This is a genomic window from Mycolicibacterium sphagni, from assembly GCF_002250655.1.
GTDB classification, from domain to species: domain Bacteria; phylum Actinomycetota; class Actinomycetes; order Mycobacteriales; family Mycobacteriaceae; genus Mycobacterium; species Mycobacterium sphagni.
The window spans coordinates 271,865-293,977 of sequence record NZ_NOZR01000004.1 but is presented as its reverse complement, the minus strand read 5'-3'; the positions used below and the strand labels follow the sequence as shown (position 1 = coordinate 293,977).

At 64.9% G+C, this 22,113-nt stretch carries 20 protein-coding genes and 1 tRNA gene; 12 read left to right on the top strand and 9 right to left on the bottom strand.

The features are described from left to right. The first annotated feature begins 96 nt into the window (after positions 1 to 96). Complete coding sequence (locus CG716_RS07030) at positions 97 to 1,362, top strand: pyridoxal phosphate-dependent aminotransferase (RefSeq protein ID WP_094477796.1); 1,266 nt, start codon at positions 97 to 99, stop codon at positions 1,360 to 1,362. A gap of 34 nt (positions 1,363 to 1,396) precedes the next feature. Then, positions 1,397 to 2,638 (top strand): YibE/F family protein, encoded by a 1,242-nt coding sequence (locus tag CG716_RS07025; protein ID WP_165774055.1) that lies wholly within the window; start codon positions 1,397 to 1,399, stop codon positions 2,636 to 2,638. A 9-nt stretch (positions 2,639 to 2,647) separates the two neighbouring features. Here the strand turns inward: CG716_RS07025 and CG716_RS07020 are convergent, their stop codons facing one another. The 5 genes from CG716_RS07020 to dcd all read right to left on the bottom strand — a co-directional run bounded on the left by CG716_RS07020 (position 2,648) and on the right by dcd (position 7,585). Then, the gene (locus CG716_RS07020; protein WP_094477792.1) at positions 2,648 to 3,022 is read right to left on the bottom strand and encodes a nuclear transport factor 2 family protein; all 375 of its coding nucleotides are present in this window, start codon (positions 3,020 to 3,022) and stop codon (positions 2,648 to 2,650) included. Positions 3,023 to 3,040: 18 nt separating this feature from the next. Further along, positions 3,041 to 3,805: a maleylpyruvate isomerase family mycothiol-dependent enzyme gene (locus CG716_RS07015; protein ID WP_094477790.1), complete on the bottom strand. Its 765-nt coding sequence runs from the start codon at positions 3,803 to 3,805 to the stop codon at positions 3,041 to 3,043. A gap of 9 nt (positions 3,806 to 3,814) precedes the next feature. Beyond that, entirely contained in the window at positions 3,815 to 5,143 is a 1,329-nt protein-coding gene (locus tag CG716_RS07010; protein ID WP_094477788.1) for a UDP-glucose dehydrogenase family protein, read from the bottom strand. A gap of 83 nt (positions 5,144 to 5,226) precedes the next feature. Then, on the bottom strand, positions 5,227 to 6,849 hold the full coding sequence (locus CG716_RS07005) for a DUF7159 family protein (protein ID WP_094477786.1): 1,623 nt from the start codon (positions 6,847 to 6,849) through the stop codon (positions 5,227 to 5,229). Between the two features lie 154 nt (positions 6,850 to 7,003). Beyond that, positions 7,004 to 7,585: a dCTP deaminase gene (gene dcd, locus CG716_RS07000; RefSeq protein WP_094477784.1), complete on the bottom strand. Its 582-nt coding sequence runs from the start codon at positions 7,583 to 7,585 to the stop codon at positions 7,004 to 7,006. Between the two features lie 32 nt (positions 7,586 to 7,617). On the opposite strand from dcd, the gene CG716_RS06995 reads away from it, so the two are divergent. From CG716_RS06995 to CG716_RS06980, 4 genes are all read left to right on the top strand, one after another. Then, positions 7,618 to 8,475 carry a hypothetical protein gene (locus CG716_RS06995; protein ID WP_094477782.1) on the top strand — a complete coding sequence of 286 codons (858 nt, stop codon included), beginning with the start codon at positions 7,618 to 7,620 and terminating at the stop codon, positions 8,473 to 8,475. Positions 8,476 to 8,531: 56 nt separating this feature from the next. Further along, positions 8,532 to 8,605 (top strand) — tRNA-Gly (locus tag CG716_RS06990). A 268-nt stretch (positions 8,606 to 8,873) separates the two neighbouring features. Further along, positions 8,874 to 10,697 carry an FAD-dependent oxidoreductase gene (locus CG716_RS06985; protein ID WP_094477779.1) on the top strand — a complete coding sequence of 608 codons (1,824 nt, stop codon included), beginning with the start codon at positions 8,874 to 8,876 and terminating at the stop codon, positions 10,695 to 10,697. Positions 10,698 to 10,773: 76 nt separating this feature from the next. Further along, complete coding sequence (locus CG716_RS06980) at positions 10,774 to 11,565, top strand: SDR family oxidoreductase (RefSeq protein WP_094477777.1); 792 nt, start codon at positions 10,774 to 10,776, stop codon at positions 11,563 to 11,565. Here CG716_RS06980 and CG716_RS06975 read toward each other — a convergent pair. After that, positions 11,562 to 12,431 carry an SMP-30/gluconolactonase/LRE family protein gene (locus CG716_RS06975; RefSeq protein WP_165774045.1) on the bottom strand — a complete coding sequence of 290 codons (870 nt, stop codon included), beginning with the start codon at positions 12,429 to 12,431 and terminating at the stop codon, positions 11,562 to 11,564. The genes CG716_RS06980 and CG716_RS06975 overlap by 4 nt on opposite strands. A gap of 117 nt (positions 12,432 to 12,548) precedes the next feature. On the opposite strand from CG716_RS06975, the gene CG716_RS06970 reads away from it, so the two are divergent. Next, positions 12,549 to 13,418: a DUF4344 domain-containing metallopeptidase gene (locus CG716_RS06970; RefSeq protein ID WP_094477773.1), complete on the top strand. Its 870-nt coding sequence runs from the start codon at positions 12,549 to 12,551 to the stop codon at positions 13,416 to 13,418. A 116-nt stretch (positions 13,419 to 13,534) separates the two neighbouring features. Continuing rightward, positions 13,535 to 14,635: a ferritin-like domain-containing protein gene (locus tag CG716_RS06965; protein WP_094477771.1), complete on the top strand. Its 1,101-nt coding sequence runs from the start codon at positions 13,535 to 13,537 to the stop codon at positions 14,633 to 14,635. A gap of 5 nt (positions 14,636 to 14,640) precedes the next feature. On the opposite strand, the gene CG716_RS06960 is transcribed toward CG716_RS06965, so the two are convergent. After that, on the bottom strand, positions 14,641 to 15,453 hold the full coding sequence (locus tag CG716_RS06960) for a glycoside hydrolase family 16 protein (protein WP_094477769.1): 813 nt from the start codon (positions 15,451 to 15,453) through the stop codon (positions 14,641 to 14,643). A 515-nt stretch (positions 15,454 to 15,968) separates the two neighbouring features. Here CG716_RS06960 and CG716_RS06955 point away from each other — a divergent pair. The 3 genes from CG716_RS06955 to poxB all read left to right on the top strand — a co-directional run bounded on the left by CG716_RS06955 (position 15,969) and on the right by poxB (position 19,617). Continuing rightward, on the top strand, positions 15,969 to 17,414 hold the full coding sequence (locus tag CG716_RS06955; RefSeq protein ID WP_133066884.1) for a hypothetical protein: 1,446 nt from the start codon (positions 15,969 to 15,971) through the stop codon (positions 17,412 to 17,414). Positions 17,415 to 17,695: 281 nt separating this feature from the next. Beyond that, complete coding sequence (locus CG716_RS06950; RefSeq protein WP_133066883.1) at positions 17,696 to 17,878, top strand: hypothetical protein; 183 nt, start codon at positions 17,696 to 17,698, stop codon at positions 17,876 to 17,878. Positions 17,879 to 17,880: 2 nt separating this feature from the next. Continuing rightward, on the top strand, positions 17,881 to 19,617 hold the full coding sequence (gene poxB / locus CG716_RS06945; protein WP_094477763.1) for a ubiquinone-dependent pyruvate dehydrogenase: 1,737 nt from the start codon (positions 17,881 to 17,883) through the stop codon (positions 19,615 to 19,617). Positions 19,618 to 19,766: 149 nt separating this feature from the next. Here poxB and CG716_RS06940 read toward each other — a convergent pair whose 3' ends face one another. Both CG716_RS06940 and CG716_RS30105 read right to left on the bottom strand, forming a co-directional pair. After that, positions 19,767 to 20,501, bottom strand: a complete 735-nt coding sequence (locus tag CG716_RS06940) for a phosphatase PAP2 family protein (protein WP_094477761.1) — start codon at positions 20,499 to 20,501, stop codon at positions 19,767 to 19,769. Between the two features lie 138 nt (positions 20,502 to 20,639). Beyond that, positions 20,640 to 20,798 (bottom strand): hypothetical protein, encoded by a 159-nt coding sequence (locus CG716_RS30105; RefSeq protein ID WP_165774044.1) that lies wholly within the window; start codon positions 20,796 to 20,798, stop codon positions 20,640 to 20,642. Between the two features lie 609 nt (positions 20,799 to 21,407). Here CG716_RS30105 and CG716_RS06935 point away from each other — a divergent pair. After that, positions 21,408 to 22,100, top strand: a complete 693-nt coding sequence (locus CG716_RS06935) for an Rv3717 family N-acetylmuramoyl-L-alanine amidase (RefSeq protein WP_094477916.1) — start codon at positions 21,408 to 21,410, stop codon at positions 22,098 to 22,100. Positions 22,101 to 22,113: the final 13 nt, after the last annotated feature.

Here is a 22,113-nt window from a genome sequence, read left to right as displayed (position 1 = left end):
CCATAATTGAATTCGAAACGTGACACAACAGGTCACAGCAAAGCTACAAACCGCGACGAGGGAAACCAGGTTGCGCAGGAATGGGACAATCGTCCCGTGACTACTCACCAGTTACCGTGGCAAGGCACCGGCCAGCACCCCCGGCAACGCACGTTCACGCAGTCGACGAAGCTGCAGGACGTTCTGTACGAAATCCGCGGGCCGATCCACGAGCATGCCAACCGGCTGGAGAACGAGGGTCACCGCATCCTCAAGCTGAACATCGGCAACCCCGCGCCCTTCGGCTTCGAGGCGCCCGATGTGATCATGCGCGACATGATCGCGGCCTTGCCGGACGCGCAGGGCTACTCCGACTCCAAGGGCATTCCCAGCGCCCGCCGCGCGGTCTTCACGCGCTACGAACTGGTCGAGAACTTCCCCCGATTCGACATCGACGACGTCTATCTCGGCAACGGGGTTTCCGAGCTCATCACGATGACGCTGCAGGCACTCCTCGACAACGGCGACCAGGTGCTCATCCCCGCACCGGACTACCCGCTATGGACGGCCTCGACTGCATTGGCCGGCGGTACCCCCGTGCACTATCTGTGCGACGAGACCAACGGCTGGATGCCCGACGTCGCCGATCTCGAATCCAAGATCACCGACCGCACCAAGGCGCTCGTCGTGATCAACCCGAACAACCCCACCGGCGCGGTGTACAGCCGCGAAATCCTGCAACAGATGGTCGAATTGGCCCGCAAGCATCAGCTGCTGCTGCTGGCCGACGAGATCTACGACAAGATCCTTTACGACGACGCCAAGCACATCAGCCTGGCCTCGCTGGCGCCGGATCTGCTGACTCTGACATTCAACGGGCTGTCCAAGGCTTACCGGGTGGCCGGCTATCGGTCAGGCTGGCTGGTCATCACCGGGCCCAAGGAGCATGCCAGCAGCTTCATCGAGGGCATCAGCTTGCTGGCGAACATGCGGCTGTGTCCGAATGTGCCTGCGCAGCATGCCATTCAGGTGGCGCTCGGTGGCCACCAGAGCATCGACGACCTGGTCCTGCCAGGCGGGCGGCTGCTCGAGCAGCGTGACGTGGCCTGGAGCAAGCTGAACGAGATCCCGGGGGTGTCCTGCGTCAAGCCCACCGGCGCGCTTTACGCGTTCCCGCGGCTTGACCCCGAGGTCCACGACATCCATGACGACGAGCAGCTCGTGCTGGATCTGCTTCTGCAAGAGAAGATTTTGGTCACCCAGGGCACCGGCTTCAACTGGCCGGCACCCGATCATCTGCGGATCGTGACACTGCCGTGGGCACGGGATCTGAGCAGGGCCATCGAACGGCTGGGCAATTTCCTGGCCAGCTACCGCCAGTAAATACCCAGCCCAGCAGCTCTACCCTGACCGGGTGATGCACTCACACTCCCATAGCGGCCCGGCACCGCTGAGCCCGCTGGCCGCCCGGGTCGTGGTGATCGCCCTAGCCGTGATCGGTCTGGCGACGGTGGTCGGCGCGGTCCTGCTATGGCCGAGCGGCGCGAAGGTCGACATCCCCCTGCCGTTCCAGAACGGCGCCGGCGGTGCAGTCACCACTGAGGGCGGTCACGTGACATCCAGCAGTCTGGCTGACTGCGGCAGCCCGTCGGCCGGCCAGGTCCTCACCGCGGCGCCGGCGCCCGGGGTGTCCGGTAGCGGGACCTGCGTGCAGACGATGGTGGCCATCGACAGCGGGCCCAACCAGGGCGCGTCGACCATGCTGGAGTTCTCCCCTGGTCCCGGCCAGCCGAACCTGTTGGCAGGCGACACGATTCGCATCTTCCGCCAGGTCGACCAGCAGGGCGCGACCAGTTATGGTTTCTACGACTACGAGCGCACCTGGCCGTTGATCGCCTTGGCCGCGGTATTCGCGATTGTCATTGTGGCGGTTGCCCGTTGGCGCGGGCTGCGCGCCCTGGTGGGGATCGTCGTCGCCTTCGTGGTGCTGGCGGTCTTCCTGCTTCCGGCGTTACGGGACGGCGCCCCAGCGGTTCCCGTCGCACTGGTCGCCTCCGCGGTCATCCTCTTCGCCGTCATCTATCTGGCGCACGGCGTCAGTCTGCGCACCAGTGCGGCCCTGCTCGGCACATTGACTGCCATGTTGCTGGCTGCGGGATTATCCTGGGCAGCAATCGAACTGGCGCATTTGACCGGCCTGTCACAGGACCAGAACAACGAGGTCGCGGCCTACATGGGGCACATTTCGATTCAGGGCTTGCTGCTGGCCGGGTTCATCATCGGCTCGCTGGGTGTGCTCAACGACGTGACCATCACCCAGGCCTCCGCAGTTTTCGAGCTCGCCCAGACGGGTCTCGGGTCGCGTCGCCAGATCTTCTTACGCGCCATGCGAATCGGCAGTGACCACATCGCCAGCACGGTGTACACCCTGGTGCTGGCCTACGCCGGCAGCTCGCTGCCGCTGCTGCTGTTGTTCAGCGTGGCCAACCGCTCGCTATGGGACGTGCTGACCAGTGAAGGCGTGGCCATCGAGCTCGCCCGCTCGGCGGTAGGCGGCATCGCGCTGGCATTGTCGGTGCCGCTGACCACCGCGATCGCCGCGGTGCTGGCTACCCCTGGTCCAGCAGCGACAGCGGGTAGCCGCCACAGCCTGACATGACCAGCTCGGTCAGACCTGCAGGTCTTCGTCGGACAGGTCGGTGGCGGCCAGGGCCGCGGCGAGGTCGTCGTGACGGAACGCCGACGTGACGTGGTCGTGCACCACCCGGAACGCCGATGCCGCGTTGCGGACGTCGGACGGGTCGTTATTCGAGGTCAGGCGCTCACTGACGACGACGACCCCGTCGCGGTAGTAAATGTCACCCACCTCGACGGTGGCCGCCGCGCGCTGCGCCCACTCGCGCAACGCGGCATGGCCCTGCGCGGCGCCGCCGGCGTCCCCGATCTCGATGTCGTCGCTGGACAGCGAGACCAAGGTGTCGAGGTCCGCGGTGCTCAGCGCGTCATGCCAGGCCAGAACGGTGGCGATCTCCGAAGTGCTCATTTCGCTAAAACTACCGGGCTAGAACGGCGTGCGGTCCAGCCAGGTGTCCCAGACACTCGCGTCGCCGAATACCTCCAGGCCTTCTTCGGCGGCGGTGCGACGACGCACGACGGCCAGCAGCAGGCTGCGCGCAGGCCCCCGCAGCGCGGCGGTGGCCTTGCCGTGTTCGTGGTCGAAGGCGATGCCGTCGGGGCGCCCGAAGACCGTCCACTCCCCGGCCTCGCCGAGGTCGGGCTCAGTGGCGTGCAGGTGTAGCGACTGCCCGTCACCCAGCGGCCGGTCGCCGCCGGCGGGACCTTCCTCGTCGGCCTTGATGACCACCCGCTCCAGCCACTCGGTAATGGCATCAGCGGCCAGGGCAGGCTCGACGTGGTACTCGACGCCTAGGGCGATCGCGGCATCAGCCCGGTGGACGAGGACCTCGTGCAGGCGCCGCCGGATCCACCACTTGGCAGGCCTTGGCCCGATGAAGGTCCACACCGTCGTCTCAGCGCCGGTCCGCTCGACGGCGTCGACGAGCTTCCGCGGACCTTCCAGCACCCAATCGATTTGGTTGTCCCGGCCGGCCGGCGGCTTGCCGCCCTCGACCGTGCGGGCGTCGATGTAATCCATCGACTGCTCGGCGACGATCTGGGCGCACCAGCGGTCGCCGCGCCCGACGTGGCGCATCAGCTGCTCGAGTGTCCACTCCGGGCAGGTCGGCACAGGAATCGACAGGTCTGCGTCGCGGAGAAGGTCAGCGAATGCCGCGTTTTCGGCGATCAGTGCGCTTGTGAAGTCCACTCAACGAACCTACGTCACCACCGGGCGACCCAATGCGTAAACGTTCCACCCCGCGGCCGCCCAGCGTGCGGCGTCGAGGCAATTGCGGCCGTCGACAACGACTCTGGCCCGAACGGTCTGTGCCAGCTGGTCGGGGTCGAGGTCGACGAACTCCTGCCACTCGGTCGCTACCAGGACGGCGTCGGCCCGGTCGCACGCCTCCAGCGCGGAGGTCGAGTAGTTCAGCGTCGGGAACAGTCGTTGGGAGTTCTCCATCGCCTTGGGGTCGTAGACATTCACCGTGGCGCCGTTGAGCTGCAGCAGGCCGGCAACGTTGAGCGCCGGGGAATCGCGCACGTCGTCGGATTCGGGCTTGAATGCCGCACCGAGGACCGCCACATTGGCGCCGAGCAACGAGCCGCCGCAGGCGGTGGTGGCCAGTTCGACCATCCGGGTGCGGCGGCGCATGTTGATGCTGTCCACCTCGCGCAGGAAGGTCAGTGCATGGTTGGCGCCCAGCTCACCGGCGCGGGCCATGAAGGCACGGATGTCCTTGGGCAGGCAGCCCCCGCCGAAACCCAGTCCTGCGTTGAGGAATCGGCGCCCGATGCGGGGGTCGTAACCCAGCGCATCGGCCAGCAGGCGCACGTCGGCACCGGCGGCCTCACACACCTCGGAGATGGCGTTGATGAATGAAATCTTGGTGGCCAGAAAAGCATTGGCGGAGACCTTGACCAGTTCCGCGGTTTGCAGATCGGTCAGCAGGAAGGGGATGTCCTCGGCGAGCAGCGGAGCGTACAGATCCCGCAACACCGCCTCGGCACGCGTTGAATCGGGCTGTACGCCAACGACGATGCGGTCCGGGTGCAGGGTGTCCTGCACTGCGAAGCCCTCGCGCAGGAACTCCGGGTTCCAGGCGATTTCGACGTCCACACCGTCTCTGGCCAGCGAGTGGGCGCGCCGGCTGAGTTCGGCGGCAGTGCCCACCGGAACCGTTGACTTGCCGACGATCACGGCGTGCCGGGTCAAACGGGGCACCAATTCGTCGATCACGGCGTTCACATGCCGCAGATCTGCGCCGTATTCGCCCTTTTTCTGTGGAGTTCCAACGCCGAGGAAGTGCACATCAGCGAAATCGGCTGCCACGTCGTAGTCGGTGGTGAACTGAAGGCGACCCGCGGAGAGGTTGTCCCGCAACATCTTTGCCAGTCCGGGTTCATAGAACGGGATGTCGCCCGACGACAGCTTGGCAATCTTGCCGGGGTCGATGTCGATCCCGACTACGTCATGGCCCAGTTCGGCCATGCCCGCGGCGTGAGTTGCTCCCAGATAACCGGTGCCAAAGACTGTGCATCGCATACTGCCCTCTATAGGCAGTCCCGATGATGTCACCGCATCGCGACACTTAGCGTGAGGCTAACGGCCGGTGAACTCGGAACTCGTCAGTTCCCCATGCCAGGCCAGGGCCATAACGGGCCCTGCGAACCGCCACCGGAACTGTGTGATCCGCCGGACCCGTAGCCACCGGATCCGCCACCATAGCCGCCCGAGCCAGAGCCGTAGCCGCCCGAACCCGAGCCGGGATAGCTCGGCGACTGCTGTGACGGATACGAGGGGTAGCCCGGCGACTGCTGTGACGGATAGGACGGGTACTGCTGCGACGGGTAGTTCGGATACTCCGACTGCTGCCGCGGCGGCCGCAGGAACGGCGGAAGCAGGCTGCGCGGCAGCGAAATGATTGGCGGCAGAACAGGAGCCGGTACCACCGGGGCGATCGGCGCGGGCGCCGGAGCGTCCGGAACCGGTGCCGGGGCCTCCGGTGCGGGCGCGGGCGCGGCGGGAGCAGGTGCGGGTGCCGCAGGTACGGGCGCCGGAGCCGGGGCTTGCGCGGGGGTCACGTACACCGTCCGCGGTGCCTGCTGCACGACGGGGATGGGCTCCTTGATGGTGTCGGGTACCGACGGGGGTGACGGCGCAGGCGGCGCCGCGGCCTCCGGGGCAACGGGTGCTGCGGCCTGACTGCTCGGCACGACGACGCTCTGGGCCGGGCTGGGCCGCTGATCGACCGTCGGCCGGATGCTGACCGCCAGCGAGATCACCAATGCCACCACACCGATCACGAAAATCGACGTCAGCGCGCTGCCGACCAGCAGGAACGGCTTGCGGGTCGGCTCGTCCGGAGCGAAGTCGAGTTCGCCGGGAACCGCGCCGTAGCCGAGTTCGCCGTCTGCATCGTCGAGGACTTCGCTGTAGCCCAGCGGGGCCATATAGCCGGCCGCGGCCACCTGGGTGCCCGCTTCGGCCATCTGGGTGTCCAGGCCGGCGGGGTACACCTTGCCGGCGGTCGTGCCGTCGACGACCTGGGCATAGGCCAAGCCGACGGTCGAGGCTTCGTAGCGGGGCGCTGTCGCCGACGCGAGCGCGGCACCGCGCGCCAGGGCCAGTTCGGCTTCCTCGGGGGCGTGCACGGGCAGCGTGGTGCCCAGCGAGAGCTGGGACTTCACCGCGGCCACGTCTACACCGGCGCCAAGGACGAACAGACCCTGCGGCGGCGCGTCAAGCGCTTCCAGGCCGGTGATCATGCGCTGCAGTTCGGCCACCGCGTCCTGGGCGTGCAGGCTCTCGGTCTGCACTTTGACGATGTCGCCGCTGGCGGTCTCGACCACCGACACGGTCGCCTCGTCGCGGTCGAGGAGCATCAGGGCCGTGCGGTCATATCCGACGGTCTGCCCGACCGCCTGGGCCAGCGCACCCGCGGCGTGTAGTTCCGACACCAGGACGACGTCGTCGATCTTGTGCGACGCCAGCGCGTCCCGCAGGCCCGCAGCCGCGGCGTAATCGGTCCATGTGACACCGGTGGACACCAGACGGTGCCCACCTTCGGTGGCGCTCTCCCGGGTACCGAGAATCGCCGCGACAATTTGTTCGGCCGCGGTTGCTGCGCCTTCGCCGGTCGCAAGGTCGAAGACATCATGGTCGACGGTCACGCCGTCCGCTTTCTCGCCTTCGACCAGCACCATGCGCACCGTCTTTGGCGTCATGGACACACCGAGTGCGATGTCCATTACCCCTCCAAGGTTGTTTGCTGGATCTCCCCGACCCGCTGCCGTACTCCACCCTGCTAAGCCGCTCGACTAGAGATAACATCGCCGCTGGTGGCGGACGTGTTACAGCCAATCGGGTTAGCTGGTGGTTGAACTGACCCCTGGAGCTTCGAGGTTACCCGCCCGGCTTGGACTGTATGAAGTTCTGATAAGAACGCGACGGAGTCGGCCCACGTTGGCCCTGGTATTTCGATCCGACGCTGGCACTCCCGTAGGGATTTTCCGCGGGGCTGGTGAGCCGCAGCAGGCACAGCTGGCCGATCTTCATGCCCGGCCACAGCGTGATCGGCAGGTTAGCGACGTTCGACAGTTCCAGCGTGATGTGCCCGGAGAAGCCGGGGTCGATGAACCCCGCGGTGGAATGCGTCAGCAGGCCGAGCCGCCCCAGTGAGGACTTGCCTTCCAGCCGGCCGGCGAGGTCGTCGGGCAGAGTGCAGCATTCCAGGGTCGAGCCCAGGACGAACTCGCCCGGGTGCAGCACGAACGGCTCGCCGTCCTCGGGCTGGACCAGGCTGGTCAGCTCGTCCTGCTGCTTGGCGGGGTCGATGTGGGTGTAGCGGGTGTTGTTGAAGACCCGGAAAAGGCTGTCCAGCCGGACGTCCACGCTCGAGGGCTGCACGAGGGTGTCGTCGAAGGGGTCAATGCCCAGGCGTCCGTCGGCGATGGCGGTGCGGATGTCACGATCTGAGAGCAACACGCGACGAGCGTATAGCCCGGAGAGGGGCAGCCATGGGGGTAGCACTCGGCATCGCGAGGATCTTCATCGTCCTTCTCATGGTCGCGGGCTGCGCGGCCGCACACGCCGACCCGGACCAGGGGCTGCCGCTGGCCGACGGCTCCTCGCAGACGGTCACCGCCGCGATCGACGCGATCACGGCGTTTCCGACCGAACTGGATCCACGGATCTGGGAGGGCACCCAGATGAAGGCCGATGTGCGGCAGATGTCGCTACAGGTGGTCAATCGGGTGGTGGCGACGTCGGGGATCGACGGGTTGGCCGTCGACTCGGTGGAGTTGTTCGGCAGCAATGCCTCCTACGAGTACGACGATGCCTCCGACTTCGGCATCCACGTGTTCACGCACTCCCCGTCGTTTGCGCCGGCGCAGCTCAACGGGTTGCTCAAGCTGCTGAACGACGCGGTCGAGCGCCGTCAGGAGGGCAGGATCACGTTCAACGGCGTCCCGGTGGAGGTGACGTTCCACGCCGAGCGCACCCAGAGTTACGAACCCCAACCCGGGATCGGCCAGTACTCGGTCTCCGAGGACCGCTGGATCGTGATGCCCACCCGCCAACCCGATCATTTCGACCGCGCACAGATGGCCACCGACATGACGAGGTTCATCGATGAGTACAACAGCCTGGTCTCGGCGTATGCCGCACAGCGGAAAGGGTTCGAATGCTCGCGGTTCGGCACCCTCGACGACGCGCTGGGCGACTATCGAAATGCCGGCTTCGTCAACGGTTTCGGGAGTCGTTCGACGCAGAATCTGACCTATCGCGCGCTGCGCCGCCTCAACATCTCGATTCCTGCGATGCTCGACACGCTTGAGGACGAGTGCACGTTCGTCAACGAATCGATCGGCTGAGATCGCGGGAGCATGTGAACCCTGGCGGGTGGGTTGCTATTCTTCGTCAACACCAGGCCGATGTAGTTCAATGGCAGAACATCAGCTTCCCAAGCTGAATACGCGGGTTCGATTCCCGTCATCGGCTCCATGAAAGATCCGGTGGACGACGATCGATCACACATCTAACAAGCCGCCAGACCAAGTTTGACCGTCGCTTGACCTCGGCACAACGAGACACCAACCAGAAAACCGTTGGCTGACACGTAGGTGCCCGGTAGGACGATGCGCCGCGTGAAGTGATTCCGAATACGTCACGTCGGTGCTGGTGTTCACGACCTGTGATGCTCCCAGGTCCTGACTGCGATTTCCCGATGTCATGGGTCGGCATCGTTGCGGCATAGTCGTGAAAATTCGACATGCAGCACCGCCGTCCTGCTACCTTCCGCCTGCGTGACGTAGAACCCCGCAAGGAGCAACAATTGGTGATTTCCCGGCGGAGTTTTCTCATTACCGCTAATGCTGCCTGCGCCACACTGATCGGATCGGTGCGGCGCCTCGGGCTTCCCACCGCGGCCGCCACGCCGGCATGGCCTTCCCCGGCGGAGTGGGACACCCTGAGAGCTCAGGTCGGCGGCCGTCTGCTGACAGTCACGTCGCCACTGCAGGCGTGCGCTGGCGACTCCTCGGGCGCGGACTGCGCAGCAGCGCTGGAGAATCTGCAGAACCCGTTCTTCAATGAGGACCAGCCGGGCGCGACCCAGACGATGGGCTGGGTCGATGCGTGGGACGCTGCGCTCAGCCCCTATGCCGTTGCCGCCGAAACCGCGTACGACGTCGCGGCTGCGGTGAACTTCGCACGGGAGCACGGCATCAGGCTTGTCGTTAAAGGAACCGGTCACGACTATCTCGGCCGCTCCAACGCAGCTGATTCCCTGCTCATTTGGACGCACAACATGCGCGATGTCACGGTCCACGACAACTTCACTATCAGCGGCGGGAGCGGCCCGGGTGTACCCGCGCTCAGCGTGGGAGCCGGCACCCGTTGGCTGGAAGCGTACGGCGCCGCGACACAGCATGGCCGCTACGTGCAGGGCGGTGGGTGCACCAGCGTGGGGGCAGCAGGCGGCTTCATCCAAGGCAGTGGCTTCGGCAGCTTCTCGAAGCGCTTCGGCACCGGCGCGGCAGGTGTCCTGGAATACGAGGTGGTAACCGCCGACGGCACTATCGTGCTCGCCAACGAGGCACAGAATCAGGACCTATTCTGGGCGCTGCGCGGCGGAGGCGGGGGAACTTTCGGCCTGGTGACCCGAGCGACGTTGCTCTTGCACGACATCCCTCGGCTAGCGGGTTTGGTGACCGGCAGCATCAAGGCGCACAGCGACGACGCCTTCCGGGCGCTTATCGGTGAGTTGATCCCCTTCTCAGCGGCCAACTTGAACAATCCGCAGTGGGGCGAGCAGATCACGGTCGGCGCTGACAATGCACTGGAACTGTTTATGACGTTTCTCGATCTCTCGGAAGTCGACGCCCGCGGCTCGTGGCAGCCACTTCTCGACTGGGTCGCTGCGCAGCCGGAGAATTATGCCGCAGCCGTGAACTTCAGGGCGTTCCCTTTCGAGTCGCTTTGGGACAGCGCATGGTGGGAAGACGCCGATCCCGACTTCATCACCCGCGATAACCGACCCGGCCAGCCAGCGTCGCAATATTGGTGGGCCCCCAACCAGAGCGAGGTGTCCCAATTCATTTGCAGCTATCAGTCACGCTGGCTGCCGATGCACCTATTCGACCCTGCCTCGGCCGAGGTGCTCGCCGACGCTTTGTTCGCGGCGTCCCGGCAGCATCGATTTACGCTGCACTTCAACAAGGGCTTGTCCGGTGCTGACGCGGATGCCATCGAACGCACGCGGCGGACACCAGTGAATCCAGTGGTCTTCGATTCGCCGGCCCTACTGATCGTGAGCACGCATCAAGAGCGCGTTTACCCCGGACTGCCGGGGCACGAACCGAACCTGACGCAAGGCAGAGCGTCGGCTGCCAAAGTTGATGCCGCTATGAAGATCATCAGGGCCGTGACACCGACCAGCGGGGCCTACTCGAATGAGGCCGACTATTTCGAGCCGGATTGGCAAACCTCGTTCTGGGGCCCGCACTACCCGAGATTGCTCGAAGTCAAGCGAAAATACGATCCGGGCAACATGTTCCGGGTTCACCACGGCGTCGGGAGCGAAGGTGGCGGGTGAGCGCATCGGCCGCAGCGGTTACGCGGGTTCGATTCCCGACGACGAGTTCACGGCTTGATCCGGTAGACATGCCCTCATGAAGGTCGACGGAGCGGTAGCAGTGGTCACCGGAGCCGGCTCAGGCATCGGCAGGTCCATTGCCGAAGCGCTGGCATCGGGCGGCGCCAAGGTGGTGGCCGGTGACATCGATGCAGATTCAGCCGCGGAGACCGCCGCGATGACCGGAGGCGTCGGGGTGGGCGTGGACGCCTCGATCACGGACGGCATCGCCAACCTGCTCAACACCGCACGCCAGGCTTTCGGCCCGGTGGACATCTACGTCGCCAACGCCGGCATCACCGGTCAACCCGGCCTGGGCGACGACGAAGCCGCCTGGGATCACATCCTCGACGTCAACCTGCGCGCCCATATCCGCGCAGCCAAAGCTGTTGTGCCGGAATGGCTTGAGCGCGGCGGCGGACATTTCGTCGCCGTCGCCTCGGCCGCAGGCTTGCTGACCCAGCTGGGTGCGGCGCCCTATAGTGTGACCAAGCACGCAGCCGTCGGCTTCGCCGAATGGCTAGCCATCACTTACGGCGACAAGGGAATCAGCGTGAGCTGCGTGTGCCCGATGGGTGTGGACACCCCACTTCTGCGGGGCATGTCCGACTCGCCTGATGCGGAGATTCGGGTGGCCGGCGCCGCCGTCACCAGCGCCGGCGCAGTGATCGAGCCGGACGCTGTGGCCGCCCTGGTGGTCCAGGCCATCACCGATCACACGTTCCTTGTGCTGCCGCACCCCGAGGTGCTGACCATGTACCGGCAGAAAGGCGCCGACTACGAACGGTGGATCGCCGGGATGCGTCGCTACCAAAGCACTCTGGGCTAGCCGCACCCGCCCGGCAGGTGCCGATCGTCGAAGCGCTTCTCGGGCAAGCCCTGCACGCCCACATCGACCAAAAAGACTGCGCCTGCCAGTGGTTCAGCGTCGGCTGCATCCGGGAGCGCCGACGTGATCGCCAGCGTGCGCAGATCGCTGCCCACAAACATGCAGCTCGTCGGCCGGGACACCGGCACCTCGATTTCGCGATCGATGCGGCCATCCGGCGTGTACCGAATGACCTTTCCCCCTTGCCATTTCGCCGACCAGACGCATCCTTCCGAATCGACGGTGAGACCGTCGGGTTCAGACGACCTGGAGTCGGTCGCGAAGACCCGGCCGTTGCGAATGCCTCCGGTTGCCGAGTCGTAATCGAAGACGCGGATCGTCTGGGTGGGCGAGTCCGCGTAGTACATCAGCCCGCTGTCGGGGGACCAACCCAGGCCGTTGGAGACGGTGACACCGTCCAGCTGTGCCCGCGGCTTGCCTTCATCAAGGCTGAAAAGGTGGGCAACCGAATCGGTTTCGAGGTCGTGCATCGTGCCGAACCACAGGCGCCCGTGGCGGTCGGTCTTGCCGTCGTTGACGCGCAACGCGGAGGTGTCCCAGTCCCCCTTCCACCTCAACTGCCAACTGGCGCCGTCGTTCGTGTAGAGGCCGTCGCGGCAGCCGGCAAGAAGGCCTCCTGACACGGTCTTCACCACGAAGCCCACCTCACCGGGTGTGGGCAGTGTGCCGATTTCACCGTCGCCCAGGCGGGCCCAATGAACGGCGCAGCCGATGCTGTCCACCCAGTAGACGGTGTCGTCGACGGCATCCCACCACGGGCCTTCGCCGAGAGCGTCTCGATGATCGGAAAGGACATGCAGCGTCACTTCGATCTCCTAATTGAGGAACTGCCGTGGTCAGGACACGAATTGTCCAAGAAGCCGCGCCCAGTCGCGGGATCTGCGACCGTGTCGATTATGGGTCACGTCCACGGAGGTCGGGTCATGCGTAGTCAAGTCCTGCCGGTACTGGCAGTCGGGTTATTGGTGGCCGGGTGCGGCGGTGGCGGGGGCGATGAGCAGAAGGCCGATTCGTCCGGCAGCTCCGCTGCCTCGGATGCGCCGAAGGCCAAGGGGCCGGACGACACCACATCAGCAGACGCCAGCGGCGGGAAGATGACGGTCGTTTACGACGACGCCACCACTCCCGAAGCCCAAAACGGGAAGAAGCTGTTGCAGGACAACAAGGTCCTCGAAGATCTCGCCGACGACGTGAACACGTCGTTGAAGCTGCCCATCGATATCCCTCTGCACGGATCGCAGTGTGGTCAGGCCAATGCTTTCTGGAACCCGAACGACAAGACCGTCACCATCTGCTACGAGGATGCCGACCTAGGCCAGAAGATCTTCACCAAGGACGGTGACCCCGACCCGAACGCGTCGGCCATCGGTTCCGAGGACGCGACGTTCTATCACGAGGCCGGTCACATGACGATCAACCTCTACAACCTTCCGATCACCGGCAGGGAAGAGGACGCCGCCGACCAGTTGGCCGCCTACATCCTGCTGACACCTGGCGACAACGGAAAGGTCGATTCGGAGTCATTGAAGGCCATCACGAACTTCGCGCGGGCGTTCCAAGCATCGGCCGCGGCGCGGACTGAGCTGGGTCAAGCCGACATGGCCGACGTCCACTCGTTGGACCAACAGCGCGTCTACAACCTGCAGTGCTGGATCTACGGGTCCAATCCAGAGGCCAACGCCGACCTGGTCACCAAAGACGGACTACCTGAAGAGCGCGCACAAGGGTGCGCGGACGAATGGAAACAGGTCAGCCACGCCTGGTCGACATTGCTCGAGGACCACTGGAAGTAGCGGCCTGAAGTCACCACGAATCCGCGCCCGCGCGCCTTGACGCAAGGCCTAATGCGGCGCAGTGTGATTCTCGTCATATGACTTTCGAGTCGTATCGGGGAGAAAGGCGGCGTCAGATGACCACCAAGGACAAGTACACCGAAGTGCCCGACCCGTACTCGTGGGAGGTGCCCAGCGGCGGCGACGCCCGCTTCACCTGGGAGTACGACGACAGCCGGGCACGGCTCCTGTCCCTGTACCAGAAGGGCAAGGACAAGCAGTGGGACGCCCAGTCGCGCATCGACTGGTCCCTGGATGTCGATCCGATGAACCCGATCGGGATGCCCGACGAGTTCCATCCGCTGTTCGGCAGCCCGGCATGGGAGTCGGCAGACGAGAAACGTCGTGCCGAGATGCGCCAGCACAACCAGGCCTGGAATTTCTCGCAGTTCCTGCACGGCGAACAGGGGGCGATGGTGTGCGCGGCCAAGATCGTCGAGGTCGTCCCCGACATCGACGCGAAGTTCTACGCGGCCACCCAGACCATGGACGAGGCCCGCCACGTCGAGGCGTTCTCACGCTTCCTGCAGGAGAAGGTCGGCCTCGTCTACCCCATCAATAGCAACCTGTCCGCACTCCTGGCCGACACACTCAACGACTCCCGCTGGGACATGCCCTATCTCGGTATGCAAGTCCTCATCGAAGGTCTCGCACTGGCCGCTTTCGGAGTGCAGCGCGACCTGGCACCCGAGGGCTCACTCGCCAAGCAGTTGCTCGCCTACGTCATGCAGGACGAGGCCCGGCATGTCGCCTTCGGCCGAATCTCGTTGAAGGACTACTACTCCGAGCTGACCACTGCTGAGCGGAACGACCGCGAGGAATTCGTCGTCGATGCCTGCTACCTGATGCGCGACCGGTTCCGCGGCGAAGAAGTTATGGAGAGGCTCGGCCTGGACGTCGAGGAGTGCGCCGAGTGGGTTGACCACTCGCCGCTGATGATCCAGTTCCGGTCGCACCTGTTCAGCCGCATCGTGCCGATCGTGAAAGACATCGGGCTGTGGGGCGACAAGGTGCAAAATGCCTTCAGGGACATGGGTGTTCACGACTTGGCCGGCCTTGACATCGAGGCGCTGATGAAAGCCGACGAGGATCAGGCCGAGTCACTGGACAAGGCGCACGCCGAGATGGCCGCCCGCGTCGACGAGGTGGACCAGGCGATCGCCGCGGGCATGAGCTGACCTGTCTACCAGACCCGGACGTAGTCGATGAGCATGTCCGCCGGGTAGGTGCCTGGCCGCGGATCCCCGCCGCCCGAGCCGCTGACGGCCAGGTTCAGCACCGGAAACACCCGGTAGTCGGGGAAGTTGAACGGCCAGTCGTCGAGGGAGTACGCCGGCACCGTGAAGTACGGCTCGGCGCCGTCGACGTAGTCCTGCCAGAAGTACATCCCGGAGTCGTTCCACGTCACGCGCCAGGTGTGCCAGTTGCTGTCCACCCCGACGTGCTGGGTCGCAAACGACGTACCGTCCAGACGCGCGTGAACGGTTGTGCCAGCGGGCCAATCGCCGTTGCCGTACCACTCCACCAGGTCGATCTCACCGCCCACCTCGGGGCTGTCGTTCATCAGCCACCAGGCCGGCCAGGCCCCCGCGGTCAGGCAATCGAACTTGATCCGGGCTTCCCAGGTGGTTCCGATTCCGCCCCACCAGGTTCCGGTGACCTTCCCACTGACGTACTTGTTCTTGTTGTCCCGCGTCGCTCGGATCACCAGATTGGATTTGCCGTCCAAAAAGACGTGCTGGCGATCGTCGCGATACTGGCCCATGTTTTCGGGCCGGTCCCAGAACACCGGATTCTTGATGAGCTCACGCGCCTTGGAGATGTTCCATTTCGCGGGGTCGGGGGCTGAACCCGCCGGACCGTCGAACTCGTCGTGAAACAGGTAGGCCGGCGCCGCTGCGCTGGGCGCCGGTGCTTGTGGGCGTGTCGGTGTGGTGGCTCCCGCCGCGGGCATGGGCAGGGCGGCGGCGACCGCGCCGAACCCCGCCATGAGCATCAAGTGTCGACGATCAATATCAGGCACCGGTAAACCATAGAGGCGAATCCTTGAGGCTGATGTACCTGGGGGGCTTGCTGGCATACCTTTGCCGTTAACCTTCTTTACTGGCCCCTCACGTAGGGCCACTGAGCTGCGTAAAGACGCCCCGCCGAGCCGCTGCTGCGGCTAGCAAACAACTGTGCTGTGTCGTCACGATGCCGGGTGCAAACCCGCTCTAAACAGTCGATTCACAGCCGGTCGCGCCGAGGCGACGCCACGCCGACAGGGCCGCCCGAATCGGCAAATCTGGTGCCGGTCGACTCGGAAGCCAGGGCCGCCCGACGGCGTGCGCAAACATAGGATGACCTCGGCTTCTCCCACTCATCAATTGACGCCGTGGGCAACTGTGAAGTCGCTGAGTAACCCCAGCGTCGACCAGGGGCAAGCATCCCGAACCGCGCCATTCACCGTTTCGGGTGGTCCTGACCAGCCCCCTCGTCTACTATCCCCATGGGTTAGCGAAGGGGCAGCAAATGGGGTCAAGCAAATACGTCGGTTATGTCGGCGGGGTCGCTGTTGCAGTGGGGGTAGGCGCGGCCATCGCCGCGGCGAGCCAAGGTGTCGCAAGCGCTGACACGGGCAAATCCGGTTCGTCGAGCGCTTCCGATTCGGCAAAGTCCGATGCGGGACCAAAGAAGTCCGCGACCGGCGCCACCAAGCGCAGCAAGCCGACGTCCGCGGTGAGCGACAAGTCCAGCAGCGCCGCGGTTTCGGACTCCCCTTCCGCCTCCTCGACGACCTCGACGGCGACCAGTGCCAAGACCACCGCGGCCGCGTTCGAGGCCGCTCAGATCGACAAGCTCAAGGGCTTGTTCACCGGGCATGCGGCGCCGCGGCCGGTCGCAGCCACCACGACGACCACGACGACCACGACGACGACCACCGAAACCACCGCCGCGGTGACGGCTGCCGCCACGCCCACGTGGAGCTGGAACCCGTTCCGGCCGATGCCGCCCGAGCCGGCCCCGCAAGACATGCCGGGCCCGATCTGGACGCTCGAAAAGTCCTTCGTGGCCGTGTTCCCCGACCTGGTAAAACCAGTCGCCCGTGAAGGATTCGAGCTTGGTTACCGCCTGACCCAAATGATCCCGTGGGTCAACATCATCGTCCCCTTCACCAACATCATCACCGAACTGCCCGATGCCTTCGCCGGTGACAAGGCTGCAGCCCAGCGCGTCATCAACAACCTGATCGTGACGATTCAACCGGTCGCGGTGCTGTACTACGGATACAACGAGGTCGCCGACATCCTGAACCTGGAAGCGCCGGCACTGAAGCTGCAGAGCTGGTTCATCGCTTCGTTGTGGAACCTCTTCGACCCGTTCGCATTACTGCACGTCCGTGGCGATTCCGGGTTGCCGCTGTCGACAACTACCCCGGCACCGGACCAAACAATTCCAGAGGCGGCCACCACCGAGGTGACCGCCGCGGCGGCGACTTCGGCCAGTGAGGTCACGTTGCCGACCGTCAACCTGCCTGAGACGCCGGACCCGTTCCGGGCTGACGATCCCAAGCCGTACGGGATGCCCACTGCGGTGTGGAACACCGAAAAAGGCTTGGTAGCACTGTTTCCCGCCGAGTCGCAGCCCTATGTGCGCGAGCTCTACGAGCTCAGCTGGCGGGTATCGCAGATGGTCCCCGGACTGGGCGCCGCGGTGTCGATCGCCGATCTGGTGCCTGCGTTGTTCCAGGCCGCCCAGGGCCACCGGGACGCCGCGCAGGTAGCGATTAACAACGTCTTGCTGACGACCACGGCATTGTCGGTCTTGTACTACGGCTACGACGAAATCGCCGACCTGATGAACGTCGAAGAACCGGCGCAGGCCCTCAAGGTGGCGATCTACGCCGCAGTGTGGAACGAAGTCGATCCTCACGACTACCTGCACGTGGCGGGACACTCGGGTCTGACATCCGTCTGAATCGTTAGTGCTGCTTCGCATTTAGCGACTCAGTAGGCGCCTCCCGTATCTGAGGTGGAGCCGTGCCCGAACGGGACGGGTTTTTCAGTTATCCGCTGGTCAACCGTTACGACGCTGTCAATTTCATTGGGGTCTGCCCCCACCGACAACTTCCATCTGGTGGGCCGCACGTTTCGACCGGCCGTTCGGCGGGGAATGGAGCCAGCACGACTCGACAATTGGGAGCAGCAATGAACGATGGGGATAGCGCTTCGGGCGAGCTCCTCCGTACTGTGGGACTCGTGCTGAACCTCACCGCCATCGTGGCGTTCGCGCTGTTCCTGAGCACATTGGGGACCACCGGTCCCGGTGCGTCGGGAACGGCGGCGGCCATAACCGTTGTCGCTTTCCTGGCCAGCTTGCTGTGCTTCGCCGCCGATCGTCGGCGCTCCGAAGCGCAGTTGACCGTCGCCACTGAGGTCTAGCCGTGCGGACCGTCGCACAGCACATGTTGGCGGCGCTGCAATCCAGCGGCGTCAGGCGGGTCTACGGATTGCCCGGCGACAGCCTCAATGGGTTCACCGATGCGATCAGGCGCTCCGAGGGGATCACCTGGGAGCACGTCCGCCACGAAGAGACGGCGGCTTTCGCCGCGACCGCCGACGCTGCTCTCACAGGTCAGCTCGCCGTGTGCGCCGGCAGCTGCGGGCCCGGCAACACCCACCTGATCAACGGCCTCTACGACGCGCAGCGCACCCGCGTGCCGGTGCTGGCGATCGCCGCACACATTCCGCTGGCCGAGGTCGGGACGGGCTATTTCCAAGAGACGCATCCCCAGGAGCTGTTCCGCGAGTGCAGCGTGTACTGCGAGTTGGTTAGCACGCCGGAAATGGCCCCACGTCTGATCGAGATCGCGATGCGGGCCGCTGTCGAGCAGAACGGCGTGGCGGTGCTGGTGATCCCCGGCGAGGTGTTCCTGGCCAAGCTGCCCGAGGGGGCGTGGAACACCCGTCCGGTTCTGCCGACCCGCTCGGTACTGCGCCCCGACGACGACTCGCTGCGTCACGCGGCGGCCATCCTGAATGCGGGAACGCGGGTGACCATCCTTGGCGGCGCGGGAACCGCTGGCGCGCATGCCGAGTTGATCCGGCTCGCGGACACGCTGAATTCGCCGATCGTGCATGCGTTCCGCGGCAAGGACCACATCGAATACGACAACCCGTTCGACGTCGGGATGACGGGGCTGCTCGGTTTTGCCTCCGGCTACAAAGCGATCAAGGAAGCCGACGTCCTGCTGATGCTGGGCACCGACTTCCCCTACTCGCAGTTCTATCCCGAGGACGCCCGCGTCATTCAGGTCGATCTCCGGGGGAGCCACCTCGGCCGGCGAACACCGGTCGACCTGGGCTTGGTCGGCACGGTGAAAGACACCATCGACGCACTGCTGCCGCTGCTATCCCGCAAGGTTGACCGGGCCCATCTGGACAGGTCGCTCGACCATTACCGGCGCACCCGCAAATCCCTGGACGCGCTGGCGGTCAACGACCGCGACCGCACACCAATCCGCCCGGAATACGTTGCCGGAGTGGTGAATCAGCTCGCTTCCGACGACACCGTTTTCACCTTCGACGTCGGCTCGCCGACGATTTGGGCGGCGCGCTATCTGACGATGAACGGCAGGCGCCGAATCTCCGGATCGTTCACCCACGGGACGATGGCCTGCGCGCTGCCACACGCGATAGGCGCGCAGACCGCCTTCCCGGGCCGCCAGGTGATCGCACTGGCCGGCGACGGCGGCCTGACGATGATGTTCGGCGAGCTGCTCACGCTGGTGCAGAACAACCTGCCTGTGAAGGTGATCGTCTTCAACAACTCGTCGCTCAATTTCGTCGAGTTGGAGATGAAGGCTGCCGGGGTGGTCAACTTCGGCACCGACCTGAAGAACCCCGATTTCGGCGCCGTCGCGCGAGCGATCGGGATCTTCGGGCGCCGAGTCGAACAGCCTGCGGATCTAGAGCAGGCGGTGGCCGACGCGCTGGCCCACGACGGGCCGGCGCTGATCGACGTCGTGGTAGCACCCCAGGAATTGTCCATTCCGCCGGCAATAACCGCCGAGCAGGCTAAGGGATTCACGTTGTACGCGATCCGCACCATCCTGGCCGGCCGCGCCGACGAGTTGCTGGACCTGGTGACCACTAACGTCGCCCGGCGCATTCTCGATTGACGCTGACGCGCCGGTCGGTGGCCGATGCCGGCACCTTCGGTCACGTGTTTGACCCACGCGACACCGCTGGGGGAGGCCTGCAGCCACACAGTCGGTGAAAAGCTCGGCAGGCGATCACCGAATATGCGGGTAACCGACTCGCCCACAGCTCATTTCGCCGACGGTGGGGCAGACGCGGCGTTCTGGCTGCCCTCGCGGTCGGGGGCCGCTCCGCGGGATCGCCGACGGGTCAGCGCCAACTGGTCAAGAGGGGCGCGCCATGGCGGGCTCAACGTCACCACAGCCAGACAGAACAAGTAGTACAGGTAGCCCAGAGCACATCCGGCGACGACATCCGACGGATTGTGCACATTGAGCAGGACTCGTGCAGCCCCGACGGTGACGACGACAACGGTTCCGATCACGATCGAGGGTGTGTGCAGCCGCTTCGGGATGAGTGACCAGCAGACCGTTAGTAGCGCGAGCACGCCGACAGTTGCACTGAGCGCGTGTCCCGAGGGGAAGGATGTCGAGGTGCCGGCTACCAATGCTGACGGCGGACGGGGGCGGTCGCTGATGTTCTTGACAGCATCCGAGAGGTCATCCGACACTCCGATCGTGAGCGCCAAGAAGCACGCGGCCCGCCAGCGGCGTTCTACCAGCGCCACGACGATGAAGGGTATGGCGACAAAACGGAACGCCGGTGGCCCGAGCAGTGCGGAAACGGTCACCCAGAACGAGATCCACGCGGGATGCTTGATACCGAAATCATGAGTTACTCGCAGCAGCGAGTTGTCGATCGCACTCAGCCAGGCCCAATCCGAGGCGAAGCCGATCCAGATCACAGCGAAGACGCTCGCTGCCACGAGGCTCGAAAGGCCTAGCCGGTACTTCATCGAAGACATCAGGACACCATCTCAGGGTTGTCTGGCCAGTATGCCGCCTTTGCCACACTGATCATCACCTTCGGGTGCGGCGACGGTGGCCACCAACGAGCACCAACACCCGCTGTGGGCGCGCTCAGTCGTGAGTAACCCAATCTGTCAATGACACCCGCCGGGAAGGACCACACCGTTGTTTGCACATGGCGCCACCGCAGACGGTGTGACGGTGGGAGTCGCCACCTCGATCGCCAGGCTCGTTGCGGCGACTGTCGTAGACGTGGTCTGCCCGATGGACATCGCGGTGGGGTTCAGGCTCATCCCTGGGATCGTCGGGGAGGTGTATGTAGTGCCGGTTGCCGAATCTCCAGAACCAGCAACGTTTACAGACGACGGACTGCCAGTCTGCCCAACCATAGCGCCGGCCACGATGATCGCGCCGACGCCGACTATCGCGGAATACGTTTTCGCACGCCGAAACCTCATCACTACTCCAATCAGGGAGACTTCCCGGCGATCACCGTTGGCCAACCGGGGTCATGACTGCAGTCAACACCGCGGGACCCGAGTCCGCAGCATGGATCTAACACTTGTAGGAGTATTTGAATGTTATTCACAGCGCGCATGCAGGGATGACGTCCCTGCGGGGCACGGCCGCTCGTCGCACAGGCGATAGCGATGTCTCTGTGCACGCGGGGATTTCGCTGCTGTCGCGGGAAGCGCGCCGCTCCAGGTTTGACATCGCGGACACAATTCGATATCGGCCTCCGCGCGCCTATGTCGGCCCCAAGGTTGGCTGGCTACAGTGCCCACGTGCAAGACCATGATTCGCTCGCGCAGTCGGGCTGCCGCGGCTCGCTATCGCGACGGAACCTGTTGCGGTATGCGGCAAGTGCGCCAGTCCTACTCAGCCTGCCCACCATTCCTCTGATGGCATCGCCGACAGCGAATGCCGCCTCGTCGATTGCTGGCCGCATCGTGTTCCTCGATCCCGGCCACAACGGCGCGAACGACGCGTCAATCAACGACCAGGTTCCCACGGGCCGCGGCGGCACCAAAGAGTGCCAGACCACTGGAACCACCACTGACAACGGATATCCCGAGCACACCTTCAACTGGGATACCGTGCTGAGAATCCGTGCGGCGCTCAGCGCACTGGGGGTGCGAACGGCGCTGTCCAGAGGCAATGACAATGCGCTGGGGCCTTGTGTGGATCAACGCGCGGCAATGGCAAACGCTCTGCAGCCCGACGCGATCGTGAGCATCCACGCTGACGGCGGCCCGGCGGACGGACGGGGCTTCCACGTCAACTACTCCAGCCCGCCGCTCAACAATGCGCAGGCGGGACCTGCCGTGCGGTTCGCTCAAACCATGCGTGACCAGCTCGTCGCCGCTGGAATGCAGCCGTCGACCTATCGGGGCAACGATGGCCTCTACGGACGCTCGGATCTGGCGGGACTGAACTTGGCCCAATACCCCTCGATTCTTATCGAGATGGGCAACATGAGGAACAGCGCCGACGCAGCGATTTTGTCCAGCGTGCAGGGACGGTCCGCCTACGCGCAGGCGGTCGCGCAGGGAGTGGCGAACTATCTCGGCGCCACCCCTCCCCTGCACGCATAAGGCGCACAACGAC